Raw genomic sequence first — 18740 nt, 5'->3', positions numbered from 1 at the left:
CGGAAAACGCCGCCCTCCGGCGGTGGAAGCGGGTGAGAGGGGGGAAGGGGTGTGGCGTGAAGGTGGTCGTCCTCGCTGACACGCACGCGCCCCGGCGCTGGAAGTCCTGCCCGCCACGGGTGGCGGAGCACTTGCACGGCGCGGACCTGATCCTGCACGCGGGAGACGTCTGTGTCCCCGGGGTCCTGGACGAGCTGGCCGCCTACGCCCCGGTCCATGTGGTCAAGGGCAACAACGACGGGCCGGACGTACGGGCGCCGGAGACGCTCGAACTCGACCTCGGCGGACTGCGGGTCGCGATGATCCACGACAGCGGCGCGGCCAAGGGGCGGATCGCCCGGATGCGCCGCCGGTTTCCCACCGCCGACCTCGTCGTCTTCGGTCACTCCCACATCCCGTTCGACGAGAGCGAGGGCGGCTTCCGCGTCTTCAACCCCGGCTCGCCCACCGACCGGCGGCGCCAGCCCCACGGCACCGTGGGCCTCCTGCGGATCGAGGACGGCCGTCTCGTCGAGGCCGAGATCGCCCCCGTCACCTGAGAGCCACGGTCCCCGGGGGCCGCGGCACCCGGCCTGCGGGGTCGCGGGCCGTGACCGCGGAGTCAGTCCGGGTGGTGCTGATGTTGCAGGTAGGCGGCCGTCTCCGGGTTGGCGGGGAAGTAGGCCTCGATGGCCAGCTCGGCGACCGTGATGTCGAGCGGCGTGCCGAAGGTGGCCATCGTGCTGAAGAAGGCGAGTTCGCGGTAGCCCCTGCGGATCCTGAGCGGGATCACGATGTGACCGGGGCCCGGCCGGTCGATCTCGGGCACCGGCTGGTCACAGGGGTAGTCGTCCAGCTCCCGCCAGAGGGCGCCGAGCTCCGGGTCGGCGGTGAGGCTGATCTGACGGCGTAACCGGTGCAGCAGGTGGGCCCGCCACTCGCCCAGGTTGATGATCCGCTGGGACATCCCCTTGGGATGCAGGCTCAGCCGCAGCACGTTGACCGGCGGGACGAGCAGCTCCGGGGCCACGCCGCGCAGCAGCAGCCCGGTCGCGGAGTTGCGGTCGACCACGTTCCAGCGCTGGTCGACGACCACCGCGGGGTACGGCTCGTGCCCGCTCAGCACCTGGCCGAGGGCCTCGCGCACCGAGGCCATCTCCGGAGAGCTGAGCGGTGTCTCCGAGTAGACCGGCGCGAACCCCCCGGACAGCAGCAGGTGGTTGCGCTCGCGCAGCGGCAGGTCGAGCTCCTCGGCCAGGCGCAGGATCATCTCCCGGCTCGGTTTCGAGCGGCCGGTCTCCACGAAGCTCAGGTGCCTGGTGGAGATCTCGGCCTGGAGGGCGAGGTCCATCTGGCTCATCCGCCGTCGTTCCCGCCACTGGCGCAGCAGTTCACCGACTGGGCGGGACACGCTGGTGGTGGTCACAATTAACACGATATCGGGGGCATGTTGGCAAAACCATTACCCACTGCCCCGGGGGAGAAGCGTGTCAGCGGCGGCGGACCTTGGTGACCAGACGGTTGAGGATGCGCTCCCACTCGGTGCCGAAGGGGTTCTCCTGGACGAGGTAGGTCCAGGTGGCGGTCGGCCGTTTGATGCCCGCCTCCTCGTGGTCGAGACCGTCGGCGGTGATCGTGGCCGCCTCGAACGTCTCGATCGAACGCGACTCGACCTCGGCGAGCATCCGCTCGTAGGCGGGCTTGGCCTCCTTGTTGAACTCGTCGATCGGGCTGAGGCGGCCGAGCGCGCGCAGGTGGATGCCCTCGCGCAGCTCGGCGAGGTAGGCCAGGTGGTCGGCCCACGAACGGTCGAGGTGGAAGAGGACGATCTGCCTGGCGGCCTCCTTCAGCACCTCCTCCCCGACCGTCTCCTCAAGGGAGGACCATCGCTCGGCGGCGGCGGAGGCCAGCGCCTGGGCCGCGGAGTCGCCGTGCAGGACCTTGCCGCGGAGTTCGAGCACCTGGCCCCGGTGCTGTTCGAGCAGCCGGGTGTAGCGCCAGGTGTTGCGGTGGATCTCCATGTCCACCCCCTCGGCGACCCGCTGGGCGTGGCCGACGAGACTGTGGTCGGGCACGCCCCTGGCGTACTCGTCGGCCACGTAGTGGGTGATCAGTTCGTCCTCGCCGCTGACGAAGAAGACCGAGCCGCCGGGGTCGCCCTGCCGCCCGGCCCGGCCGCGGAGCTGGTCGTCCAGGCGGCTGCTGGTCTGCCGCCCGGAACCGATGACGTACAGCCCGCCGAGCTCCTCGACGCCCTCACCGAGGCGGATGTCGGTGCCGCGCCCGGCCATCTGGGTGGAGACCGTGATGGAGCCGCGCTCACCGGCCTTCGCGATGATCGAGGCCTCCTCGGCGTCGTTCTTCGCGTTGAGGACCACGCACTCCAGGCCACGGCCGCTCAGGGTCAGCGAGAGGCGCTCGGACTCGGCGACGTCCAGGGTGCCGATCAGGATCGGCCGCCCGGTCGCGTGCACCTCGACGATCTCCTCGACCAGGGCGCGGTCCTTGTCCATCCGGTACTCGAAGAGCCGGTCGGGGGCGTCGGTCCGCACGCAGGGCCGGTTGGGGGGAACCACGGCGACCTTGAGGTCGTAGAACTCACGGAGCTGGTCGCCGACCGCGACCGCGGTCCCGGTCATGCCGCACCGCTGCGGGTAGCGGGTGATCAGGCCCTGCACGGTGATCGAGTCGAGGATCTCGCCGGTCGCCGAGGGCGGCAGCGCCTCCTTGGCCTCGACCGCCGCCTGCAGGCCGTCCGGCCAGCGCTGCAGCAGCGCGACCCGGCCCCGGGACGGGTTGATCAGGTGCACCTTGCCGTCGCGGATGATGTAGTCGACGTCCTTGGCCAGCAGGGCGTGCGCGTGCAGGGCGAGGTTGACCTCGGTCAGCGTGGCCGGGGTGTCGTAGAGGTCGATCCCGAGCGCCTGCTCGACGGTGTCGATGCCCTTGCTCGTCAGGTGCACGTTGCGCGCCTGGTCGTCGAGCTCGTAGTGGTAACCCCTGACGAGCTGGCGGACCAGCGCCGCCATCTCCGGGACCGCGTTGCCCGGGTCGGTGGCCCCGGCGAGAACCAGCGGCACCCTGGCCTCGTCGACCAGCACCGAGTCGGCCTCGTCGACCAGCGCGACCTCGGGGTCGGGCATGATCAGGTCGGCCGCGTCGACGCGGGTGCGGTCGCGCAGCACGTCGAAGCCGATCTCACTGACCGGGCCGTAGGTCACGTCCTTGGCGTAGGCGTCCCTGCGCTCCTCGTGCGTCGAGGTCTGGCCGATCCAGCCGACCGAGACGCCCAGCGTCTCGTACAGCGGGCCCATCCACTCGGCGTCGCGCTGGGCCAGGTAGTCGTTGACCGAGATCACGTGGACGCGCTTGCCCTGCAGGGCGTATCCGGCGGCGGCCATCGCCCCCGACAGGGTCTTGCCCTCGCCGGTGGCCATCTCGGCGACGTTGCCGGAGAGCATGGCGAGCATGCCGACCAGCTGCACGTCGTACGGCCGCAGCCCCAGGGTCCGCCGCGCGGCCTCCCGGACGATGGCGCAGAACTCGGTCAGGTCGTCGAGCGAGGGCTCGGGCAGCTCGTCGAGTTCGCGAACCCGATCCTCCCTTTTTCCCGCCGCGGCGACGATCCGCTCGAAGGGGGCCAGGTCGATCGACCCGGGACGTTCGAGGAGCCGTCTGATGCGCTGAGTTATCGAGGCCACGTCTCCTCCAACGCCCGTCCCCGGGTTCACGTTCCAACGAGGTTCACAACGAGCCTCACCGTACCGACCGAACGGATCATCGTGTAGCCCGAGGGCGGAACGGCGCGTTCGGGAAAGGATTTCGCAATCCTGACATGAGCTGACAGGTATGGGCGTGACGATGGGCTGCATGACAACGATCGCTCAGCTCATCGCCGTGAACATCGACTGCGCGGAGCCCAGGAAGCTCGCGGAGTTCTACGCGGCGGTCTTCGGTTGCGAGGTCCAGTACGCCGAGGACGACTACGCCGCCGTCGGCGACGGCACGATGACCATCTACTTCCAGCGCAACCCCGACCGCACGCCCGCCGTCTGGCCGGGTCCGGACAAGCAGTTCCATCTGGACGTACGGGTCCCCGACGTGGAACAGGCCGTCAAGGACTACCTGGAGCTCGGGGCGACCAGGCCGGACTTCCAGCCGGGAGGGCACTGGGTCGTCCTGGCCGACCCGGAGGGCCACCTGTTCTGCGTCTGCCCGCCCCAGCAGTAGGTCCGGTGGGCAGTCCGCTCCGGAGCCTTCGCAGGGGAGGGGCCGGAGCGGGCGCCGTACCGGAGGGGCGGGGACAAGGCGGTGCAGGACCGAAAAAATCCGCAGAAAAGCTGACTAGGGCGGATTTTTGTGGCCAAAATCGCTCTTGGCGCACGAGAGAGGCCCCTTACCCGCCCTTGGCGCGCTTTAAGCTTGCGGGATGACCCAAGAATCGCTTCTTTACTCATGTCTGGTCGCTTCCGGTGGGTGGCGATGACCTGGGTCGGTATGTCGATCGCTCTGATCGGCGCGCTCGGCTACGCCCTCGGAGCGGCGCTTCAGCAGTTCGAGGCGGTCTCGGAAGGGGCCTCGCTCAAGCTGATGAGACGGCCCCGCTGGTGGCTCGGCGGAGTGATCGGTTTCACCGGCGCCTGTCTGCACGCGGTCGCGCTGAGCCTCGCGCCGCTGGTCGTGGTGCAGCCGATCAGCGTGGCGACGCTGGTCTTCGCGGTGCCGCTGGCGGCGGTGCTGCACGGCAGGCGCCCGCGCAGGCAGGAGATCCTCGGGTCGATCGCGGTCGCCGTCGGACTGCTCGGCCTGATGCTGCTGGTCCCCGCGCACGCCGGGACACCCCACATGACCAACGGCCAGGCGTTCGGCTTCCTCGCCTGCGTCGGGCTGATCGTGCTGGTCACCCACCTGACCGCGCGCAAGGCCAACGGATCGCTCAAGGCGCTGTTGCTCTCGGTCGGGGCGGGGGCGGTCACCGCCAGCGTCTCCACCTTCGTGCGGGTGGTCGGCGGCGGTCTCGAAGGTGATCTGAGCAGGTTGCTGACCTGGTTCACCGTGGCGATCCCGGTGCTGCTCGTCTGCGCCGTGGTGCTGCTGCAGAAGTCCTACGAGGTGGGTTACTTCGGCATCGCCTACGCCGCGGTCCAGGTCGTCGACCCGATCACCTCGATCCTCGCCGGGGCCATCCTGCTGAAGGAGCCCATGCCGACCGGGGCGGCCAACGTGATCCCCGCCCTGCTGGCCGCCGCGGTGCTCATCTGGGGGACCGTCACCCTGGGGCGGCTCTCCCCCGACCACGGCGGCAGCCGTACGGCCGTGCGCGAACCCGCGACGGTCTCCTCCTAGCCCTGGTCGTGCGGGGGCCGCCAGCCGAGGACGTCGTCCATCGCGGCGGTCATCCGCCCGGAGGCGAACCGCCAGGTGAGCGCCGTCGCGGTGTCGCGCAGCCGTACGGCCAGCGGCCTGCGCAGCCGGGTTGCCCGGCAGATCGAGGCGGACCTGGCGGTGATCCGTGCGGTCCGCGCCAGCCTCGCCGAGGTGTAGGCGGCCAGATCCCCGCCCGTGCTCACGACGTGGGCCAGCACGACGGCGTCCTCGATCGCCTGGCAGGCCCCCTGGCCGAGGTTGGGGGTCATCGGGTGGGCGGCGTCGCCGATCAGCGCGATCCTGCCCCGGTGCATCGCGGGCAGCGGGGCCGTCAGGTGGTACACGTCGTTCCTGAGCACGTCCCCGGGCTCGGCGGCGGCGAGCAGTCCGGGGATCGGGGAGTGCCAGCGGCCGAACAGGCGCAGCAGCTCGGCGCGCTGGTCGCCGTCGCCGGTGCCGGCGGGGACCGTGTCGGTCGCGTAGCAGTAGGTCAGCCCGCCCGCCAGCGGCATCACCCCGAAGACCCTGCCCGCGCCCCAGGTCTCCGAGGCCTGGACGGCCCCGCCGCCCGGCACCAGCACCCGCCAGCTGGTGACCCCGGCGTAGCGCGGTGCCGGGTGGCCCGGGAACAGCGTGGCCCTGACGGGGGAGGAGACGCCGTCCGCGGCGACCACCAGGTCCGCGTGCAGGGTCTCCGCCTCGGTGTGCACCTCCCCGCCGGGATCGGCCGCCAGGACCGTGGTGCCCAGCCGTAGGGTGCCGGGGGCGAGGGCGGCGTGCAGCGCGCCGACGAGATCCGCGCGCCGCAGCAGCACCACGGAGTCGCCGTAACGCGCCGAGGCCTCCTCCTCGGTCGTGCGCGCCAGCCAGCTTCCGTCGGGGCGCCGCAGGCCCAGCTCACCCCTGACCGCCGACAGGCCGCGGACCGTGTCGCCGACGCCGATCGTGTCCAGAGCGCGCAGGGCGTTCGCCGCGACCGCGAGCCCGGAACCGACCGGTTCGAGGGCGGGCGCGCGCTCGCACACCGTCACGTCCCAGCCCCGCCCCTGGAGCGCCGCCGCCGCCGTCAGGCCGCCGATCCCCGCTCCGATCACCACAGCGCGCGCCACGTCGCACTCCTTCACTACAGGTGTAGTCACTACAGGCGTAGTGAAGGTTACTCCTCTTCCCGGGGTAACTACAACCGTAGTATTGGACGGTGAAGTCCCAACGCGCCGAGTTGATCGCGGAGACCGCCATCGCCCTGCTGGCCGAACGTGGGATGCGCGGCCTGACCCACCGGGCGGTCGACGAGGAGGCGGGGTTGCCGCCGGGGTCGACCTCCAACCTCGCCCGTACCCGCCTCGCGCTGCTCGAACTGACCCTGGAACGGCTCACCGAGCTGGAGGCCGCCACCTTCGCCGCCCTCCTCGACGCCGCCGGTCCCGGCTCGCCCGAGACACTCGTCGAGCTGGCCGCCAGGACGCTGTGGGAGCAGCTCACCGCGGGCCGCCACCGGACGATCGCCCGATACGAACTCGCCCTGGAGGCCACCCGGCGTCCCGAACTGCGTGAGGTCTACGACCGGGCGGGCAGCCGCTTCCGCGACCCAGCCGTCGCGGTCCTCGCCGCCGCCGGGTCCCCCGACCCGGTACGGCACGGCCGCCAGGTCGTCGCGTTCGGGGAGGGCCTGATGTTCGACACCGTCGCCGGAGCGGGAAGCGAGCCGACCCTCGACGACCTCCGCCTCGGCCTCGCCGAACTGCTACGGGGAATGCTGCCCGGCGAGGGCGGCGGTGAAGTACCTGCACCAGGACTCGAACCTGGGACCTCCGCGTTATGAGTGCGGCGCTCTCACCGACTGAGCCATGCAGGCGTGTGTGCCGTACAAGGAGGGTAGCGAGGGCCCCGGCGGGGATTCACCCGGTTTTTCCCGGCGTACCGGGACGTGGGATTCCTCCCCCGCCGGGACGATCGGCCCGTGTGTACGCGCGGTGAGATGCGGCTCCACGTCAACGCTGTGGAAGGCGTGATCGGCCCGTGTGTACGCGCGCGGTGACGCGTCGCGGCCGGGCCGCGTCGAGTGACCGGCCGTGCGGTCTTCGGGTCACCTCACCGCGAAGGAGCACAACCTGCTGCGGTGCGCGGGCCACTCGTCGTCCAGGATGCTGAAGTAGGCAGTGTCACGCCAGGAGCCGTCGGGCCTGCGGCGGTGGCGGCGCAGAACCCCCTCCTGGACGCCGCCGAGCCTGCGGATCGCCGCCTGCGAACGGAGGTTGAGGATGTCGGTCTTGAGCTGGACGCGGTTCAGGCCGAGCTCTCCGAAGGCGTGGTCGAGCAGCAGGACCTTGCAGGCGGTGTTCACCTCGGAGCGCCACACGGCCCTGCCGTACCAGGTCCAGCCGATCTCGATGCTCTCGTCGAAGCCCTGGGTGTCGATGTAGGAGGTCCAGCCGACCGCGCGGCCGGTCGCCTTGAGGATCACCGCGAACGGCACGTGGCGCCGGTCGTGGACGAGCTGCGTCACGATCGCGGCCAGTTCCATCTCGGTGCGCGGGGTGATGGCCGGGAGCCAGCGCCACACCTCGTCGTCGCCCCCTCCGGCGAGGAACAGGTCGGGGACGTGGGCCTCGCTCAGCGGTTCGAGCCGTACGGCTTCACCTTCGAGGGTCACGGGGGACGGCATGGTCGCGGTCATGAGACGACCTTATGGCCGGTCGTGACCTGCGGAAAGGTCCACTTCCTGCGTGTCCTGGGCGACGGGTGGACCGGGCCTGCGGGGTGCCAGGCCGTACAGGAGGGTGTCGATGATCAGGGCGGCGAGGGCGTCGGGGTCGTCGGGGGCCTGAGCCCGCATGCCGGCGGGGGAGTGGTGCACCGCCTCGCTGATCAGCGCGAGGTAGACCTGCCGGGCCCAGAGCGGGTCGGTGCCGGGGCGCAGCAGCCCGGCTTCGAGCGCGCGCGCGAACACCGCGTCGCACTTGGCCATCACCTCGTTGTGGATGCGGGCGGCCTCCTCGCCGGGCGGGGGCAGGGTGCCGAGGGCGAAGCGCCAGCCGGACTTGATCTGGACCACGTTGGCGGTCGCCTGGTGCATGGCGACCAGCGGCGGCGCGGTGTACGGCCTGGCCGCGTCGACGGCGTCGCTGATCTCCTGCCAGGCGGAGGTCGCCATGGTCTCGACGAGGGCCTCGCGGCTGGAGAAGCGCCGGTGGACGGTGGTCCTGGCGACTCCGGCGGCCTCGGCGATCTGTTCCATGGTGGCGCCGGGGTTCTCGCTGAGCAGTCGCTCGGCCGCCTCCAGGATCGTCCTGATGCTGCGCTCCGCGTCAGCCCGTAGCCGTCGACCTGTCGTTGCCATGCTCAGAGGCTACATCACCGCACCATTTCGAAAGTTAACTGCAACATAGATGTTGCGGATAACTCCATAGCTGCTACCTTGATGACCCAGGAAACCAAGTTGAGGGAGTTTCGCGATGAACAGCACCGCTCTCGTGACCGGCGCCTCCTCGGGGATCGGCGCCGAGTTCGCCCGTCAGCTCGCCGCGCGCGGACACGACCTCGTGCTCGTCGCCCGTTCGGCGGAGAAGCTGGAGAGCCTGGCCGGGGAACTGCGCGGGGCGCACGGCGTGCGGGCCGAGGTCGTCGTCCAGGACCTCGCCGCACCCGACGCCGCCTCACGGGTGGCCGAGGAGGTCGCCGCCAGGGGGATGACCGTCGACCTGCTGGTCAACAACGCGGGCTTCGGCACCGCGGGCCGCTTCGAGGAGATCCCGGCAGAGCGCGAGCACGAGGAACTCATGGTCAACGTCGTGTCCCTGGTCGGCCTGACCCACGCGTTCGTCCCCGGCATGGTCGCCCGCGGTGGCGGTGCCGTCGTCAACGTGGGATCGACCGCGGGCTTCCACGTCGCGCCCTACTTCGCGACCTACGGCGCGTCCAAGTCGTTCGTGCTCAACTTCAGCCTGGCGCTGTGGAGTGAGTACAGGGGCCGGGGGGTCAAGGTGCTCGCCGTCACCCCGGGGCCGGTGGAGACCGCGTTCTTCGACGTGATCGGCACCAGGGCCGCGGCGATCGGAGCGCGCATGATGACGCCGGACCGGGTGGTCCGCGGCGCGCTGCGCGCGCTCGACCGAGACCGGGGCTACGTCGTGCCGGGGGTGGGCAACCTCTTCATGGCCCACATCGTGCCCGACCGTCCGCGCAGGCTCTCCGCCCTGATCGGACGGCTGGTCACCAGGAAGGTCGTGGAGGCCTCCTCGCCCGTCGCCGCGAAGACGGCGTGACCCCGGTGGGGCCCGAAGGCTATCCGGCTTGTGTTAGTTCCATCACCTTTGGACGGTCCGGGGTGCCCCCAACCCTCCGCCGGGTATTTGATGACCAAGGATCTTCAACGCCGCAGATCCACGTGTCTTCCTGACCGTTCGACTCTCGGGAGTTCGCTGTGCCCGGCGGATCGATCTACGTGACGAGCGACGACCCGGTCCACGGGTTGTCCCCCCAGGTCATGTACGAGCAGTTCTGGCGCAAGGAGGCGGACCAGCGCTGGAAAATGCGCGGGCTCAAGGCCGCCGGAGGGCTGGCCGTGGGGCTGGTCATCGCCTACCGGTTCGCCATCCCCTCGCCCGCTTTCTTCGGGCTCGTGTGCGGACTGCTGGTCGGCGCGGGCGACCTGTTCTGGGCCTGGCGCTCCTACGAGGCGACCGCGGTCTGGCGGGGCAGGCGCCGGGGCGAGACCATCACGGGAAGGCGGCTGCGCCGCAGCCTCCGCAGGCGCGGTTACCGCGTCCTCGACGGCCGGGCCATACCCGGAGAGGCCTCGATCGACCACCTGGTCATCGGGCCCGGCGGCGTCTGGGTGGTCGACAACGAGGCCTGGTCCCCGGACACCGAGATCGCCAAGTACGGCGAGCGGCTGTTCCTCGGCGAGAAGTACGGCACGTCGGTCGCCAAGGCGCTCGTCAAGGCCGCCGACTCCCTGGCCGAGGTTCTCTCCCGCGAGACGAACATCCCCGTGACGATCGAGCCGCTGCTGGCCGTACACGGCGGCGAACTCAGGCGGACGGTCAGCGCCGAGGGGCTCACCCTGCTCAAGCCGCGCCTGGTCGCCCGCTGGATCCTGGCCGGGCCACGCATGGATCTCGACGCGGAGCAGGTCGAGGTGCTCGCCAGGACCGCGGCCCGCGTCCTGCGCAGGATGAACTGACGCCTCACCCCGTCAGCCGTGAGAGCGCGGACGGCACTTCCCGGCTTGTCGCGCGGGATGAACTGACTCCCGCCGGATTACGGGCCTGTGGCCGAAGTGCGCTATCCTTCAAGGGCTTCAAGCGCCGCTAGCTCAGTTGGTTAGAGCAGCTGACTCTTAATCAGCGGGTCCGGGGTTCGAGTCCCTGGCGGCGCACAGCGAGATCACCGGCACGTTCACGATTCCGATCGTGGGCGTGCCGGTGTCGTTTTACAGGGTGGTTAGTCCCCCACATCGGCTCCATGCGAATGACCGCTCATCGCTGATCCCGTTCATGTCCCAGCCCCTGTTCGGGGCGCGCGTCAGCCCTATGTCCGCTCTCGTCTGGACATGGACTCCTGCTCGACATCCCCGAGGTCGGCTGAGATCGGCTGCTCGCCGACGGCTCGCTTGACCTTCCGGCGAGGGGAGCCCCTAGCCTCGCAGCGCATTGCTTGACATCGATGAATTCGTCATACAGGAGGGGCATGTCTGCCAGACGATGTGAAGCCTGGAGCCACGTCCTGATCAACGCTGAGCGGGCGCTGGCCGTCTCGTCGCTTGGCGAACTGGTGGCCCTGCTCCCCGATGAGCACGCCGTGGCCGAGGTTCTCAACGAACACCTGGCCCAAGGGTCCGCGGTCCTGGTCCCGGAAAAGGGCCGCTGGCGGCTGCGCTACGAGTCCTCCAGCGTGTCGGCGCAAGCCGCTTTCACCTTGGCGAAGCTGGTGATCCTGGACGACGGGTTCGCAAGAGTCAAACAATGTGCCCGATGTCGGCGGCCGTTCGTCGATCAGACCTCGGCCAGGACCGGCAAGAGGTGTGCCGAACACCTACGCTCACCCGGTGAGAACAGGAGGTACCCGTGACCCGCTGCCCCGAATGCGGAGCACCCACTCGGCCTCACCCGTGTCAGGAACTCTTCGAGATCGTGCTCGCACTCGACCACTCTCGGCTCCCACCCTGGGGTTCTCTGCACGGTGTCACGGTGTCCTGTTTCCTGCTCCAACATCCCAGCCGCCTGCTCGGGGCCGCTCCAACCCGTCCCTGGACGATCCTGCACACCTACCTCGACGGAGGGCTCACCGCCGTCACCCGGCTCACCGAACACACCCGCCGCGCCAACAGCCACCGCGACACCCGACCCTCTGAAGCCGCCTTCGGTGCACCGGTCACCCTCATCCCGCCGCCCACAGCCTTCAGCGTCACCATCCACGACGTTGCCCAGGACGGCACGTTCCCCGCCGAAGGCTTTCCAGAACGCCTCACCGCCTGGGCAAAGGACTGCATCACCGGCTGGAGCTCTCTCAGCACCTGATGACGCGGCGGCCCTGCACCAACGATGAAGGCCGAGACCCCTCCGATCCCCCTTAGGGCTTGCTTTGCGGATCCTCGCCGTGGTGAAGATCCATAAAACAGGCCCTGGCCGCCTGACGGCCCTATTTGCGGCGGATGGTTCGTACCGGTTGGCCGGGGCGCCAGAGGCGGATGACGAGTTCGTCGCCTTCGACCGAGGTGAGGACGGCCTCGTGGAGGTCGAGGCGGAAGGCGTGGAAGTCGCCGGGGGGCTCGTCGCCCGTGGTGTAGGCGAGCTTCTCGCCGGGATCGGTGATCTCGACCGCGACCCCGGCGACCTTGGCGTCACCGTCGTCGTGCGGGTGGGCGTGGATCGCGCACCGGCCGTCGCGCCGCAGGTCGAGGGCCTTGACCGCGCCGAGCATCGAGCCGAACGACAGGTCGGGCCCCTGGAAGTCGACCTCGCTGCCGCTCACCCTGGGGGAGCCGTCCCTGCGCAGGGTCGCGAGCACGTGGCTCTTGCTCGCCTCGAACCGGGCCCTCACCACCGAGGCCAGCTCACCGGCCTCACGCTCGAACTGTTGCCATGTCGCCATCCCCGCAGTGTGGCAGCCGCCCCCGACAAAAAGCCTCGACGAAAGCCCCGACGAAAGCCCCGACGAAAGCCCCGACGAAAGCCCCGACGGCACAGCCCCGGTGAAGTGGTCCTGACGAACAGGGAGTCCCGTTGAAACGGTCTCGACGGGACAGCCCGCACAGGACGGTCAGAGGATCGTGGGGCGCAGCCGTACCCAGGCGAGCAGGAGCCAGCGTCGCCACTCGGGCAGCAGGACGCGGGTGAGGATCGCCTCCCTGACCGTACGGCGGCCGGGTCCCGCGGCGGCCCAGGAACGGACCACGTCCGTCAGGAGCTGGCGGGAGGCCGGGCTGGGGTGGGCGGCGTCGGTGAGAGCCGAGACCAGAGCGGTACGCAGATCCTCGCGGGCGGCCGCGGTGTCCAGCCAGACACGCAGGGCCTCACCGAAGTGGGGGAACTCCCGGGTGGCGGCGAAGGCGGCCCGCCAGGCGAGGGTGCAGGACATCGGGTCGACGGGACCGGACATCTCCAGCACCGACGAGTGCTCCTCGAAGTCCAGGGAGACGGTCAGGGTCAGGAAGAGATCGGTGCCGAAGGTCGTCCGCTGCCGGACGGAGGGGATGTCGTTCCTGGTGAGGGACAGCGCCAGGATGAGGACGTGGACCGGGTAGCCGGCGGCCAGTTCCCTGGCCCATCCCAGCAGGCGGGAGCGGAGCTGGGGGGTGCCGTTCGTGACCAGGTGGTCGACGGTCTCCAGGACCTGACGGAGTTCGGGGCCGCCGAAGGAGGGGAGCAGGTCGAGCAGGAGACGCATGGCGACGTCGAGCCTGCCGATCATGTCCGCGCCGGTGCCCTGGGCCGTGCTCGCGGCCCACTTCAGCGCCGTGGAGAAGACCGCCGCCGGGTCGAGGTCGGCCAGGGCGCGGGCCACGTCGAGGACCTCAAGCCTGACCCGCTCGTCACCGTGGGTCGCCAGGTGCTTGAGCCGGGTCATGGCGATCGACAGGTGGGTCTGGCCGAGGACCTCGCAGACCTGCACGACGGTGAGCTTCAGGCTCTGGGGGGCCTGGCGTTCCCGCGACCACTCGTAGAGCTTGGTCCGCACCCGGCCGCCGACGAGGGGGTGCAGGCAGGTCTGGGTGAGCGCGATGTAGGCCAGGTCGGCGGCCGATCCGGTGGCCCAGGCCCGCGCCATCTGGGTGATCTTCTCGTACTTGTTGTATCTGGCCGCGAGGTCGGCGAACGTCCTGACGAGCCGGTGGCCGAGCGTTCTTTCCAGCGCGAGGACGGTGTCGGTCGGCAGCTTGGCAAGCCAGGAGAGCAGCTCCATCCTGGCCAGGGGGTACTCGGCGAAGACGTGGGGCAGGAGCGACTCGGCGTAGCCGTATCGGCGGAAGACGATCTGGTCCTCGTCGCGTTCGGCGTCGAGCAGTTCGCTCAGGCCGGTGGTCGGGGTCCAGGCGAGGCCGCCCCCCGCCAGGGTGATCTCCAGGTGCCTGGCCAGGGACGACGCGGCGCCGTACACCTGGGTCTCGTCGGCGGGGGTGATCGTCGCCGCGGCGATCATCAGGGTCTGGTCCAGCAGGCCGGGGTGGGAGCCGAACCACTTGCGCAGCTCCTCGGCCCAGCCGAGGTAGGCGCGCTCGACCTCGTGCTCGTCGCCGCCCCTGCGGCTCACCTCGTAGACGATCCTGGCCAGGCGGGCGGCGTCGCCGGGGGAGGCGCCCCACAGCAGCCGTGTCCCTCCGGACCAGTCCTGCCAGGGGGAGTCGAACAGACCCCGGCGGGCGAGGTGGCTGCGGTAGACGGCGTTGGCGGGCGGTGGTTCGACGGTGACCGAGGTCAGGAACTCGGTGAGGTGCCGCTGTTCGGCCGCCGTGCCGACGACGACGGCGAACGCGTTCGACGCGCGCACCGCGGCCAGGAAGGACCGCAGCCGCGAGGGCTCCTCGTCGCGGGCGCGGATCAGGTATCCGCAGGGCGTGGACGCCGCGGCGGCCTCCTCGACGTCGTCCTCCCCGGTGGAGAAGAACCGGATGCGCAGGGCCGGGTGCAGCCGCCGCAGCGCCGCGATGGCCGTGGTGACCACGCCCGCCCCCTCCGGGCCCGCCAGCGCGATGACGTGGTCCGCCGCGAGGATCTCGACGATCCGGCCGTGGTTGAAGGCGGGGATGTAGGCCCTGACCCGTTCGGCGACCTCGTCCTCGGACAGCACCATCGCGGGACGGCCCCGCACGATGGTGAGCTGGTTGAGGATGAGGTCCCGCGCGACGGTGTTCCCGAAGACGTTCTGGGAGCCGTCCCCGGTGATCGTGACGTCCTCGATCGTGGTCATGCTCAGCCCATCCTGAAGTCGCCGTTCACCGTGTTGCCGAAGGCGTTTCTTGATCCCCGCCCGTTGATCGTCACCCCGCTGATCGAGGTTCCGTCGTTCCGGGCGGGAACACCGGTCTCGGGGAGCGGCGCGGCGACGGCGGACGGTACGGGAACGCGCAGATAGGCGGTCTCGGAGAACTGTTTGTCGTCCATCCGGACCCGGACCTCCGTGAACTGGCTCTCCCGCAACGCCGTACGGCCTCCGGCGACGTAGTCGCGGAAGACCTGGTCCGACAGCAGGAACGCGGCGAAGGTGACGTCGGGGTCGCTCCCCCCGATGGCGTCCCGGAGGGGTTCGCTGTCGCAGAGACGGCAGACGGTGACGGTGGCGGCCGAGACGCCGGGGGCCTCCTCCCGTTCGTCGTCCACGAGGCCCGCGTGCAGGGCGGCGCGCAGCCGTAACCTCAGCCCTCTGGCCCGCAGCTCCGGCGCGGCGGCGGCCAGGGCCTCCTGGAGCCGGGCGGGGAAGGGATCGACGAGCGTGGGGATCGCCTCACCGGGCAGGACGGCGAGGATTCCGTCCCCGGTGCTCTCCTTGAACCGGGCGGACTCCCAGGTCTCGGCCAGGCCGCAGGCCGTACAGGCGGCGGAGAGGGCGCGGCGGATCTCCATGTGGAGGTGGGGCAGGTCGACGTCCCGGTGTCTGCTGAACTTCTCGGCGTCGACGGTGAGCAGCGCGCCGTACTTCTCCATGGCGAACCTCCTGTGGGGCCTCGGCTCTGCCAACGATGCAGGGGAACCGCCAGGTGTGTTGTCGTAAATCAGACATCCTCCTGTCCTGAAGCGGACAGGGCACCCGGCTTGGTTCGTACGGGGCAGGCCGGTCGCCGGTACGGCTTGGCCTCTCTACCTGGGGGTATATCCAGAAAAAGGGGAGTTTGGGGCAAATGGGGTGTGCCGGGCCCGGGATGCGTGACCCATGATCCTCACCGGCGGTTGGCGAGGTGCACGTCCTTGAGCACACGACCGATCAGTGACCACGCCATGCTGTCCGACTGCCGTTCGGCGGCCCTCGTCACCTCGGACGGCTCGATCGACTGGCTGTGCCTGCCCCGGTTCGACAGCCCGGCCCTCTTCGCCAGGCTCCTCGACGAGGACGCGGGACACTGGTCCGTACGGCCCGCCTGCCCCGTCGGGGTCGAGCGGGGATACCTGGAACACAGCCTGGTGCTGGAGACCACCTTCCGCGGCCGGGACGGGACCGTGGTCCTGCGCGACGCGCTCGCCCTCGGCCAGGGGGAACGCGGGCACGCGCTGGGCACCGGGTCGCCGGGCCTGCTGCTGCGCGAGGCGACGTGCGTCGAGGGACGGATGACGCTTGAGGTGGAGTACGCGCCCCGCCCCGAGTTCGGGCTCGTCCAGCCGTTGATGGAGTCCGTGCCCGGCGGCCTGGTCGCGCGGGGCGGCGCGAACGTCCTGACGCTGTCGGTCCCGGTGCCGCTGCGGGTGAGCGGATCGACCGCGCACGGCACCGTGACGCTTGAGGCGGGCGAGCGCCTGAGCATGGCGCTGCAGGCCAGTTCGGGCTGGGCGCCGGACCCGCCGCGCAGGAGTCAGGAGCGGATCCACCGCCGTATCACGGACACCGTCGCCGGATGGCGCTCCTGGTCGGACACGCACCTGGGCTACCGGGGGCCGTGGGAGCGGGAGGTGGACCGGAGCGGGCGGGTGCTGCGCGCCCTGACCTTCGCCCCGACCGGCGCCATCGTCGCCGCGGCGACCACCTCCCTGCCGGAGAGCATCGGCGGGGAGCGTAACTGGGACTACCGCTACACCTGGGTCCGTGACACCAGCTTCACCCTCCAGGCGCTGGCGACCGCGACGTGCGACGTCGAGGAGGCGGAGTTCTTCACCTTCCTCGCCCGCGCCTCGGCCACCCAGCTTGACCAGGGCGCCGACCTGCAGATCATGTACGGCGTCGGCGGCGAACGCGACCTGAGCGAACGGTCGCTGCCCCACCTGACCGGCTGGCGCGGCAGCGCCCCGGTGCGGGTCGGTAACGACGCCTGGCGGCAGCGCCAGATCGACGTCTACGGCGAACTGCTCGACGCGGCCGGTCTGCTCCACCGGAACGCGCACCGGCCCGACCCGCTGACCCGTGCCTTCCTCGTCGGCGTCGCGGAGACGGCGGCCCGCCGCTGGCAGGAGCCCGACCAGGGACTGTGGGAGGTGCGCGGCCCCGAGCGGCACTACCTGCACTCCAAGCTGATGTGCTGGGTCGCCATGGACAGGGCCGTGTCCCTGGCCCCGCTCCTGGGGGCGGACGAACGCGTCGCCGCCTGGAAGGAGACCGGGGAGCGCATCCGTGAGGCGATCCTGACGCACGGCTGGAACCCGGAGGTGGGCGCCTTCACCCAGGCCTTCGGTTCACGGGACCTGGACGCCGCCGCGCTCATGCTGCCCATGGTCGGCTTCCTGCCCGGTGACGACCCCAGGGTGTGCGCGACCGTCGACGCCGTCGCCACACGGCTGACCGACGGGCACGGCCTGGTGCGCCGCTACCAGGCGGCCGACGGGTTGCCCGGGGACGAGGGCACGTTCCTGCTGTGCACGTTCTGGCTGGCCCACGCCCAGGCCATGGCGGGCAGGAGCGGCCCGGCCAGGCGGACGTTCGAGACCGCGGCGTCGTACGCCAACGACGTCGGTCTGCTCGCCGAGGAGGTCGACTCGGTGACCGGGGAGCCCATCGGCAACTTCCCCCAGGCCTTCAGCCACATCGGTCTGATCAACGCCGCGGAGGCCGTACGACGCGCGGAGAGATGACCCGGGGCGACACGCCGTCGTCACCTGGAGGGCTCCGCCCCGTGCCGGGCCCGGGGGCCGGGCGGGGGTGAGAATGAGGAATGCGCAACCGCCCCCGCCGCCTCGCGGCGGCCCTGAGGACGACCGCCCCCGTGCTCGCGTTCCTGGCCGGTACCCTCCCGTACGGCCCGAGTGCCGCGTACGGCCAGGTCACCGCCGGCGGCCACCTGGCGCGCGCCTCGGTGGCACGCCCGTCCGCCGAGGCCGACGCCCACCGGAGACTGCGCGCGCTGGAGAGGTCCTTCGGGGGCCGTATCGGCGCCTACGCCCTCGACACGGGCACCGGAAGGACGATCGCCTACCGGGCCGGCGAACGCTTCCCGTTGCTGTCCACCTTCAAGGCGCTGGCGGCGGCGGCCGTACTGCACAAGGCCCGCACCACGAGTCCCGGGCTGATGGAGCGCGTCGTCCACTGGCGGCGCGGTGACCTGAAGCCGAACTCCCCGGTCACCGAGAAGCACGTGAGGGACGGGCTGACCGTCGCGGAGCTGTGCGAGGCGGCCGTCACCCGCAGCGACAACACGGCGGGCAACCTGCTGCTGAGGCGGATCGGCGGCCCGGCCGGGCTGACGGGATACCTCCGCGCGCTGGGAGACCCGGTCTCCCGCCTGGACCGCTGGGAGAGCGAGCTCAACGACTGGAGTCCCGGCGAGAGAAGGGACACCACCACTCCGGCGGCCGTGGCGGGTGACCTGCGGGCGGTCGTCCTCGGGGACGCGCTCGTCGCCGAGGACAGGGCGAGGCTGGAGGGCTGGCTGCGGGCGAACAGGACCGGCGGGGCGCGCATCCGCGCCGGGCTGCCCAAGAGCTGGGTCGTCGGGGACAAGACCGGCTCCGGCGCCGCCTACGGCGCCGCCAACGACATCGCCGTCGTCCGCCCCTCCGGGTCGGCCGCGCCCCTGGTCATGGCCGTCTACACCACCCGGCGTGCCTCCGGCGCGCCGTACGAGGAGAAGGTCGTCGCCGAGACCGCCACCGTCCTCGCCCGTGCCCTCGGCAGGCTCCCCGCGTCCCGGTGACCGGCGTCGCCGTACCCGGGCGCCGGTGAAGGCGCCCGGGAGGGCGTCCGGACAGATGCCCGGAAGGCATCCGGGGGGACGGCCCGGTGGTCACCCGGGACGGCACCCCGGTAGGCGCCGG

At 70.9% G+C, this 18740-nt stretch carries 18 protein-coding genes and 2 tRNA genes; 11 read left to right on the top strand and 9 right to left on the bottom strand.

Going from position 1 to position 18740, the window contains the following annotated elements:
* Positions 1–56 precede the first annotated feature (56 nt).
* Positions 57–539 (top strand): metallophosphoesterase family protein, encoded by a 483-nt coding sequence (locus tag ABZ463_RS06935; protein ID WP_362773839.1) that lies wholly within the window; start codon positions 57–59, stop codon positions 537–539.
* A gap of 62 nt (positions 540–601) precedes the next feature.
* On the opposite strand, the gene ABZ463_RS06930 is transcribed toward ABZ463_RS06935, so the two are convergent.
* Entirely contained in the window at positions 602–1405 is an 804-nt protein-coding gene (locus tag ABZ463_RS06930) for a helix-turn-helix transcriptional regulator (protein ID WP_352010458.1), read from the bottom strand.
* A 64-nt stretch (positions 1406–1469) separates the two neighbouring features.
* On the bottom strand, positions 1470–3671 hold the full coding sequence (gene secA2, locus ABZ463_RS06925) for an accessory Sec system translocase SecA2 (protein ID WP_352010734.1): 2202 nt from the start codon (positions 3669–3671) through the stop codon (positions 1470–1472).
* A 178-nt stretch (positions 3672–3849) separates the two neighbouring features.
* Here secA2 and ABZ463_RS06920 point away from each other — a divergent pair, with 178 nt between their 5' ends.
* On the top strand, positions 3850–4209 hold the full coding sequence (locus tag ABZ463_RS06920) for a VOC family protein (protein WP_352010459.1): 360 nt from the start codon (positions 3850–3852) through the stop codon (positions 4207–4209).
* A 252-nt stretch (positions 4210–4461) separates the two neighbouring features.
* Positions 4462–5325 carry a DMT family transporter gene (locus ABZ463_RS06915; RefSeq protein ID WP_352010460.1) on the top strand — a complete coding sequence of 288 codons (864 nt, stop codon included), beginning with the start codon at positions 4462–4464 and terminating at the stop codon, positions 5323–5325.
* On the opposite strand, the gene ABZ463_RS06910 is transcribed toward ABZ463_RS06915, so the two are convergent.
* Positions 5322–6455, bottom strand: a complete 1134-nt coding sequence (locus tag ABZ463_RS06910) for an FAD-dependent monooxygenase (protein ID WP_362773834.1) — start codon at positions 6453–6455, stop codon at positions 5322–5324. The two genes, ABZ463_RS06915 and ABZ463_RS06910, sit on opposite strands and share 4 nt — an antisense overlap.
* A gap of 152 nt (positions 6456–6607) precedes the next feature.
* Here ABZ463_RS06910 and ABZ463_RS06905 point away from each other — a divergent pair, with 152 nt between their 5' ends.
* The gene (locus ABZ463_RS06905; protein ID WP_362774290.1) at positions 6608–7168 is read left to right on the top strand and encodes a TetR/AcrR family transcriptional regulator; all 561 of its coding nucleotides are present in this window, start codon (positions 6608–6610) and stop codon (positions 7166–7168) included.
* Here the strand turns inward: ABZ463_RS06905 and ABZ463_RS06900 are convergent.
* The 3 genes from ABZ463_RS06900 to ABZ463_RS06890 form a co-directional block, all read right to left on the bottom strand.
* Positions 7128–7201 (bottom strand) — tRNA-Met (locus ABZ463_RS06900). The genes ABZ463_RS06905 and ABZ463_RS06900 overlap by 41 nt on opposite strands.
* A gap of 231 nt (positions 7202–7432) precedes the next feature.
* A complete protein-coding gene (locus ABZ463_RS06895; RefSeq protein ID WP_352010463.1) occupies positions 7433–8023 on the bottom strand; it encodes a GNAT family protein in 591 nt (196 codons plus the stop codon).
* A 9-nt stretch (positions 8024–8032) separates the two neighbouring features.
* On the bottom strand, positions 8033–8686 hold the full coding sequence (locus ABZ463_RS06890; RefSeq protein ID WP_362773831.1) for a helix-turn-helix domain-containing protein: 654 nt from the start codon (positions 8684–8686) through the stop codon (positions 8033–8035).
* Positions 8687–8801: 115 nt separating this feature from the next.
* On the opposite strand from ABZ463_RS06890, the gene ABZ463_RS06885 reads away from it, so the two are divergent.
* From ABZ463_RS06885 to ABZ463_RS06865, 5 genes are all read left to right on the top strand, one after another.
* Positions 8802–9611 carry an SDR family oxidoreductase gene (locus ABZ463_RS06885; RefSeq protein WP_362773828.1) on the top strand — a complete coding sequence of 270 codons (810 nt, stop codon included), beginning with the start codon at positions 8802–8804 and terminating at the stop codon, positions 9609–9611.
* 158 nt (positions 9612–9769) lie between these two features.
* The gene (locus tag ABZ463_RS06880; protein WP_362773825.1) at positions 9770–10531 is read left to right on the top strand and encodes a nuclease-related domain-containing protein; all 762 of its coding nucleotides are present in this window, start codon (positions 9770–9772) and stop codon (positions 10529–10531) included.
* 121 nt (positions 10532–10652) lie between these two features.
* A tRNA-Lys gene (locus ABZ463_RS06875) sits at positions 10653–10726 on the top strand.
* 311 nt (positions 10727–11037) lie between these two features.
* Complete coding sequence (locus ABZ463_RS06870; protein ID WP_362773822.1) at positions 11038–11418, top strand: hypothetical protein; 381 nt, start codon at positions 11038–11040, stop codon at positions 11416–11418.
* Positions 11415–11867, top strand: a complete 453-nt coding sequence (locus ABZ463_RS06865; RefSeq protein WP_352010468.1) for a DUF5946 family protein — start codon at positions 11415–11417, stop codon at positions 11865–11867. The genes ABZ463_RS06870 and ABZ463_RS06865 overlap by 4 nt, the downstream gene beginning before the upstream one ends.
* 121 nt (positions 11868–11988) lie before the next feature.
* Here ABZ463_RS06865 and ABZ463_RS06860 read toward each other — a convergent pair whose 3' ends face one another.
* The 3 genes from ABZ463_RS06860 to ABZ463_RS06850 form a co-directional block, all read right to left on the bottom strand.
* A complete protein-coding gene (locus tag ABZ463_RS06860) occupies positions 11989–12441 on the bottom strand; it encodes a pyridoxamine 5'-phosphate oxidase family protein (protein ID WP_352010469.1) in 453 nt (150 codons plus the stop codon).
* Positions 12442–12609: 168 nt separating this feature from the next.
* Positions 12610–14757 carry a hypothetical protein gene (locus ABZ463_RS06855; protein WP_362773817.1) on the bottom strand — a complete coding sequence of 716 codons (2148 nt, stop codon included), beginning with the start codon at positions 14755–14757 and terminating at the stop codon, positions 12610–12612.
* 2 nt (positions 14758–14759) lie between these two features.
* Positions 14760–15491, bottom strand: a complete 732-nt coding sequence (locus ABZ463_RS06850; protein WP_352010471.1) for a hypothetical protein — start codon at positions 15489–15491, stop codon at positions 14760–14762.
* A gap of 261 nt (positions 15492–15752) precedes the next feature.
* Between ABZ463_RS06850 and ABZ463_RS06845 the strand changes: the two genes are divergently transcribed.
* A complete protein-coding gene (locus tag ABZ463_RS06845) occupies positions 15753–17561 on the top strand; it encodes a glycoside hydrolase family 15 protein (RefSeq protein WP_362773814.1) in 1809 nt (602 codons plus the stop codon).
* Between the two features lie 80 nt (positions 17562–17641).
* A complete protein-coding gene (gene bla, locus ABZ463_RS06840) occupies positions 17642–18619 on the top strand; it encodes a class A beta-lactamase (protein ID WP_362773811.1) in 978 nt (325 codons plus the stop codon).
* The last annotated feature ends 121 nt before the right edge of the window (positions 18620–18740 follow it).

Origin of the sequence: Streptosporangium sp. NPDC020145 (assembly GCF_040631275.1) — a bacterium.
Classification (GTDB): domain Bacteria; phylum Actinomycetota; class Actinomycetes; order Streptosporangiales; family Streptosporangiaceae; genus Streptosporangium.
The sequence above is the reverse complement of the archived record's forward strand: the minus strand, read 5'-3'. Positions and strand labels throughout refer to the sequence as shown.

Excerpts from the sequence above, each read along its gene's own strand:
- ABZ463_RS06905 (WP_362774290.1), top strand. The coding sequence starts at position 6,608 with ATGCGCGGCCTGACCCACCGGGCGGTCGACGAGGAGGCGGGGTTGCCG.
- ABZ463_RS06870 (WP_362773822.1), top strand. The coding sequence starts at position 11,038 with ATGTCTGCCAGACGATGTGAAGCCTGGAGCCACGTCCTGATCAACGCT.
- bla (WP_362773811.1), top strand. The coding sequence starts at position 17,642 with ATGCGCAACCGCCCCCGCCGCCTCGCGGCGGCCCTGAGGACGACCGCC.
- ABZ463_RS06890 (WP_362773831.1), bottom strand. The coding sequence starts at position 8,686 with ATGGCAACGACAGGTCGACGGCTACGGGCTGACGCGGAGCGCAGCATC.
- ABZ463_RS06915 (WP_352010460.1), top strand. The coding sequence starts at position 4,462 with ATGACCTGGGTCGGTATGTCGATCGCTCTGATCGGCGCGCTCGGCTAC.
- ABZ463_RS06855 (WP_362773817.1), bottom strand. The coding sequence starts at position 14,757 with ATGACCACGATCGAGGACGTCACGATCACCGGGGACGGCTCCCAGAAC.
- ABZ463_RS06895 (WP_352010463.1), bottom strand. The coding sequence starts at position 8,023 with ATGACCGCGACCATGCCGTCCCCCGTGACCCTCGAAGGTGAAGCCGTA.
- ABZ463_RS06860 (WP_352010469.1), bottom strand. The coding sequence starts at position 12,441 with ATGGCGACATGGCAACAGTTCGAGCGTGAGGCCGGTGAGCTGGCCTCG.
- ABZ463_RS06885 (WP_362773828.1), top strand. The coding sequence starts at position 8,802 with ATGAACAGCACCGCTCTCGTGACCGGCGCCTCCTCGGGGATCGGCGCC.
- ABZ463_RS06920 (WP_352010459.1), top strand. The coding sequence starts at position 3,850 with ATGACAACGATCGCTCAGCTCATCGCCGTGAACATCGACTGCGCGGAG.
- ABZ463_RS06850 (WP_352010471.1), bottom strand. The coding sequence starts at position 15,491 with ATGGAGAAGTACGGCGCGCTGCTCACCGTCGACGCCGAGAAGTTCAGC.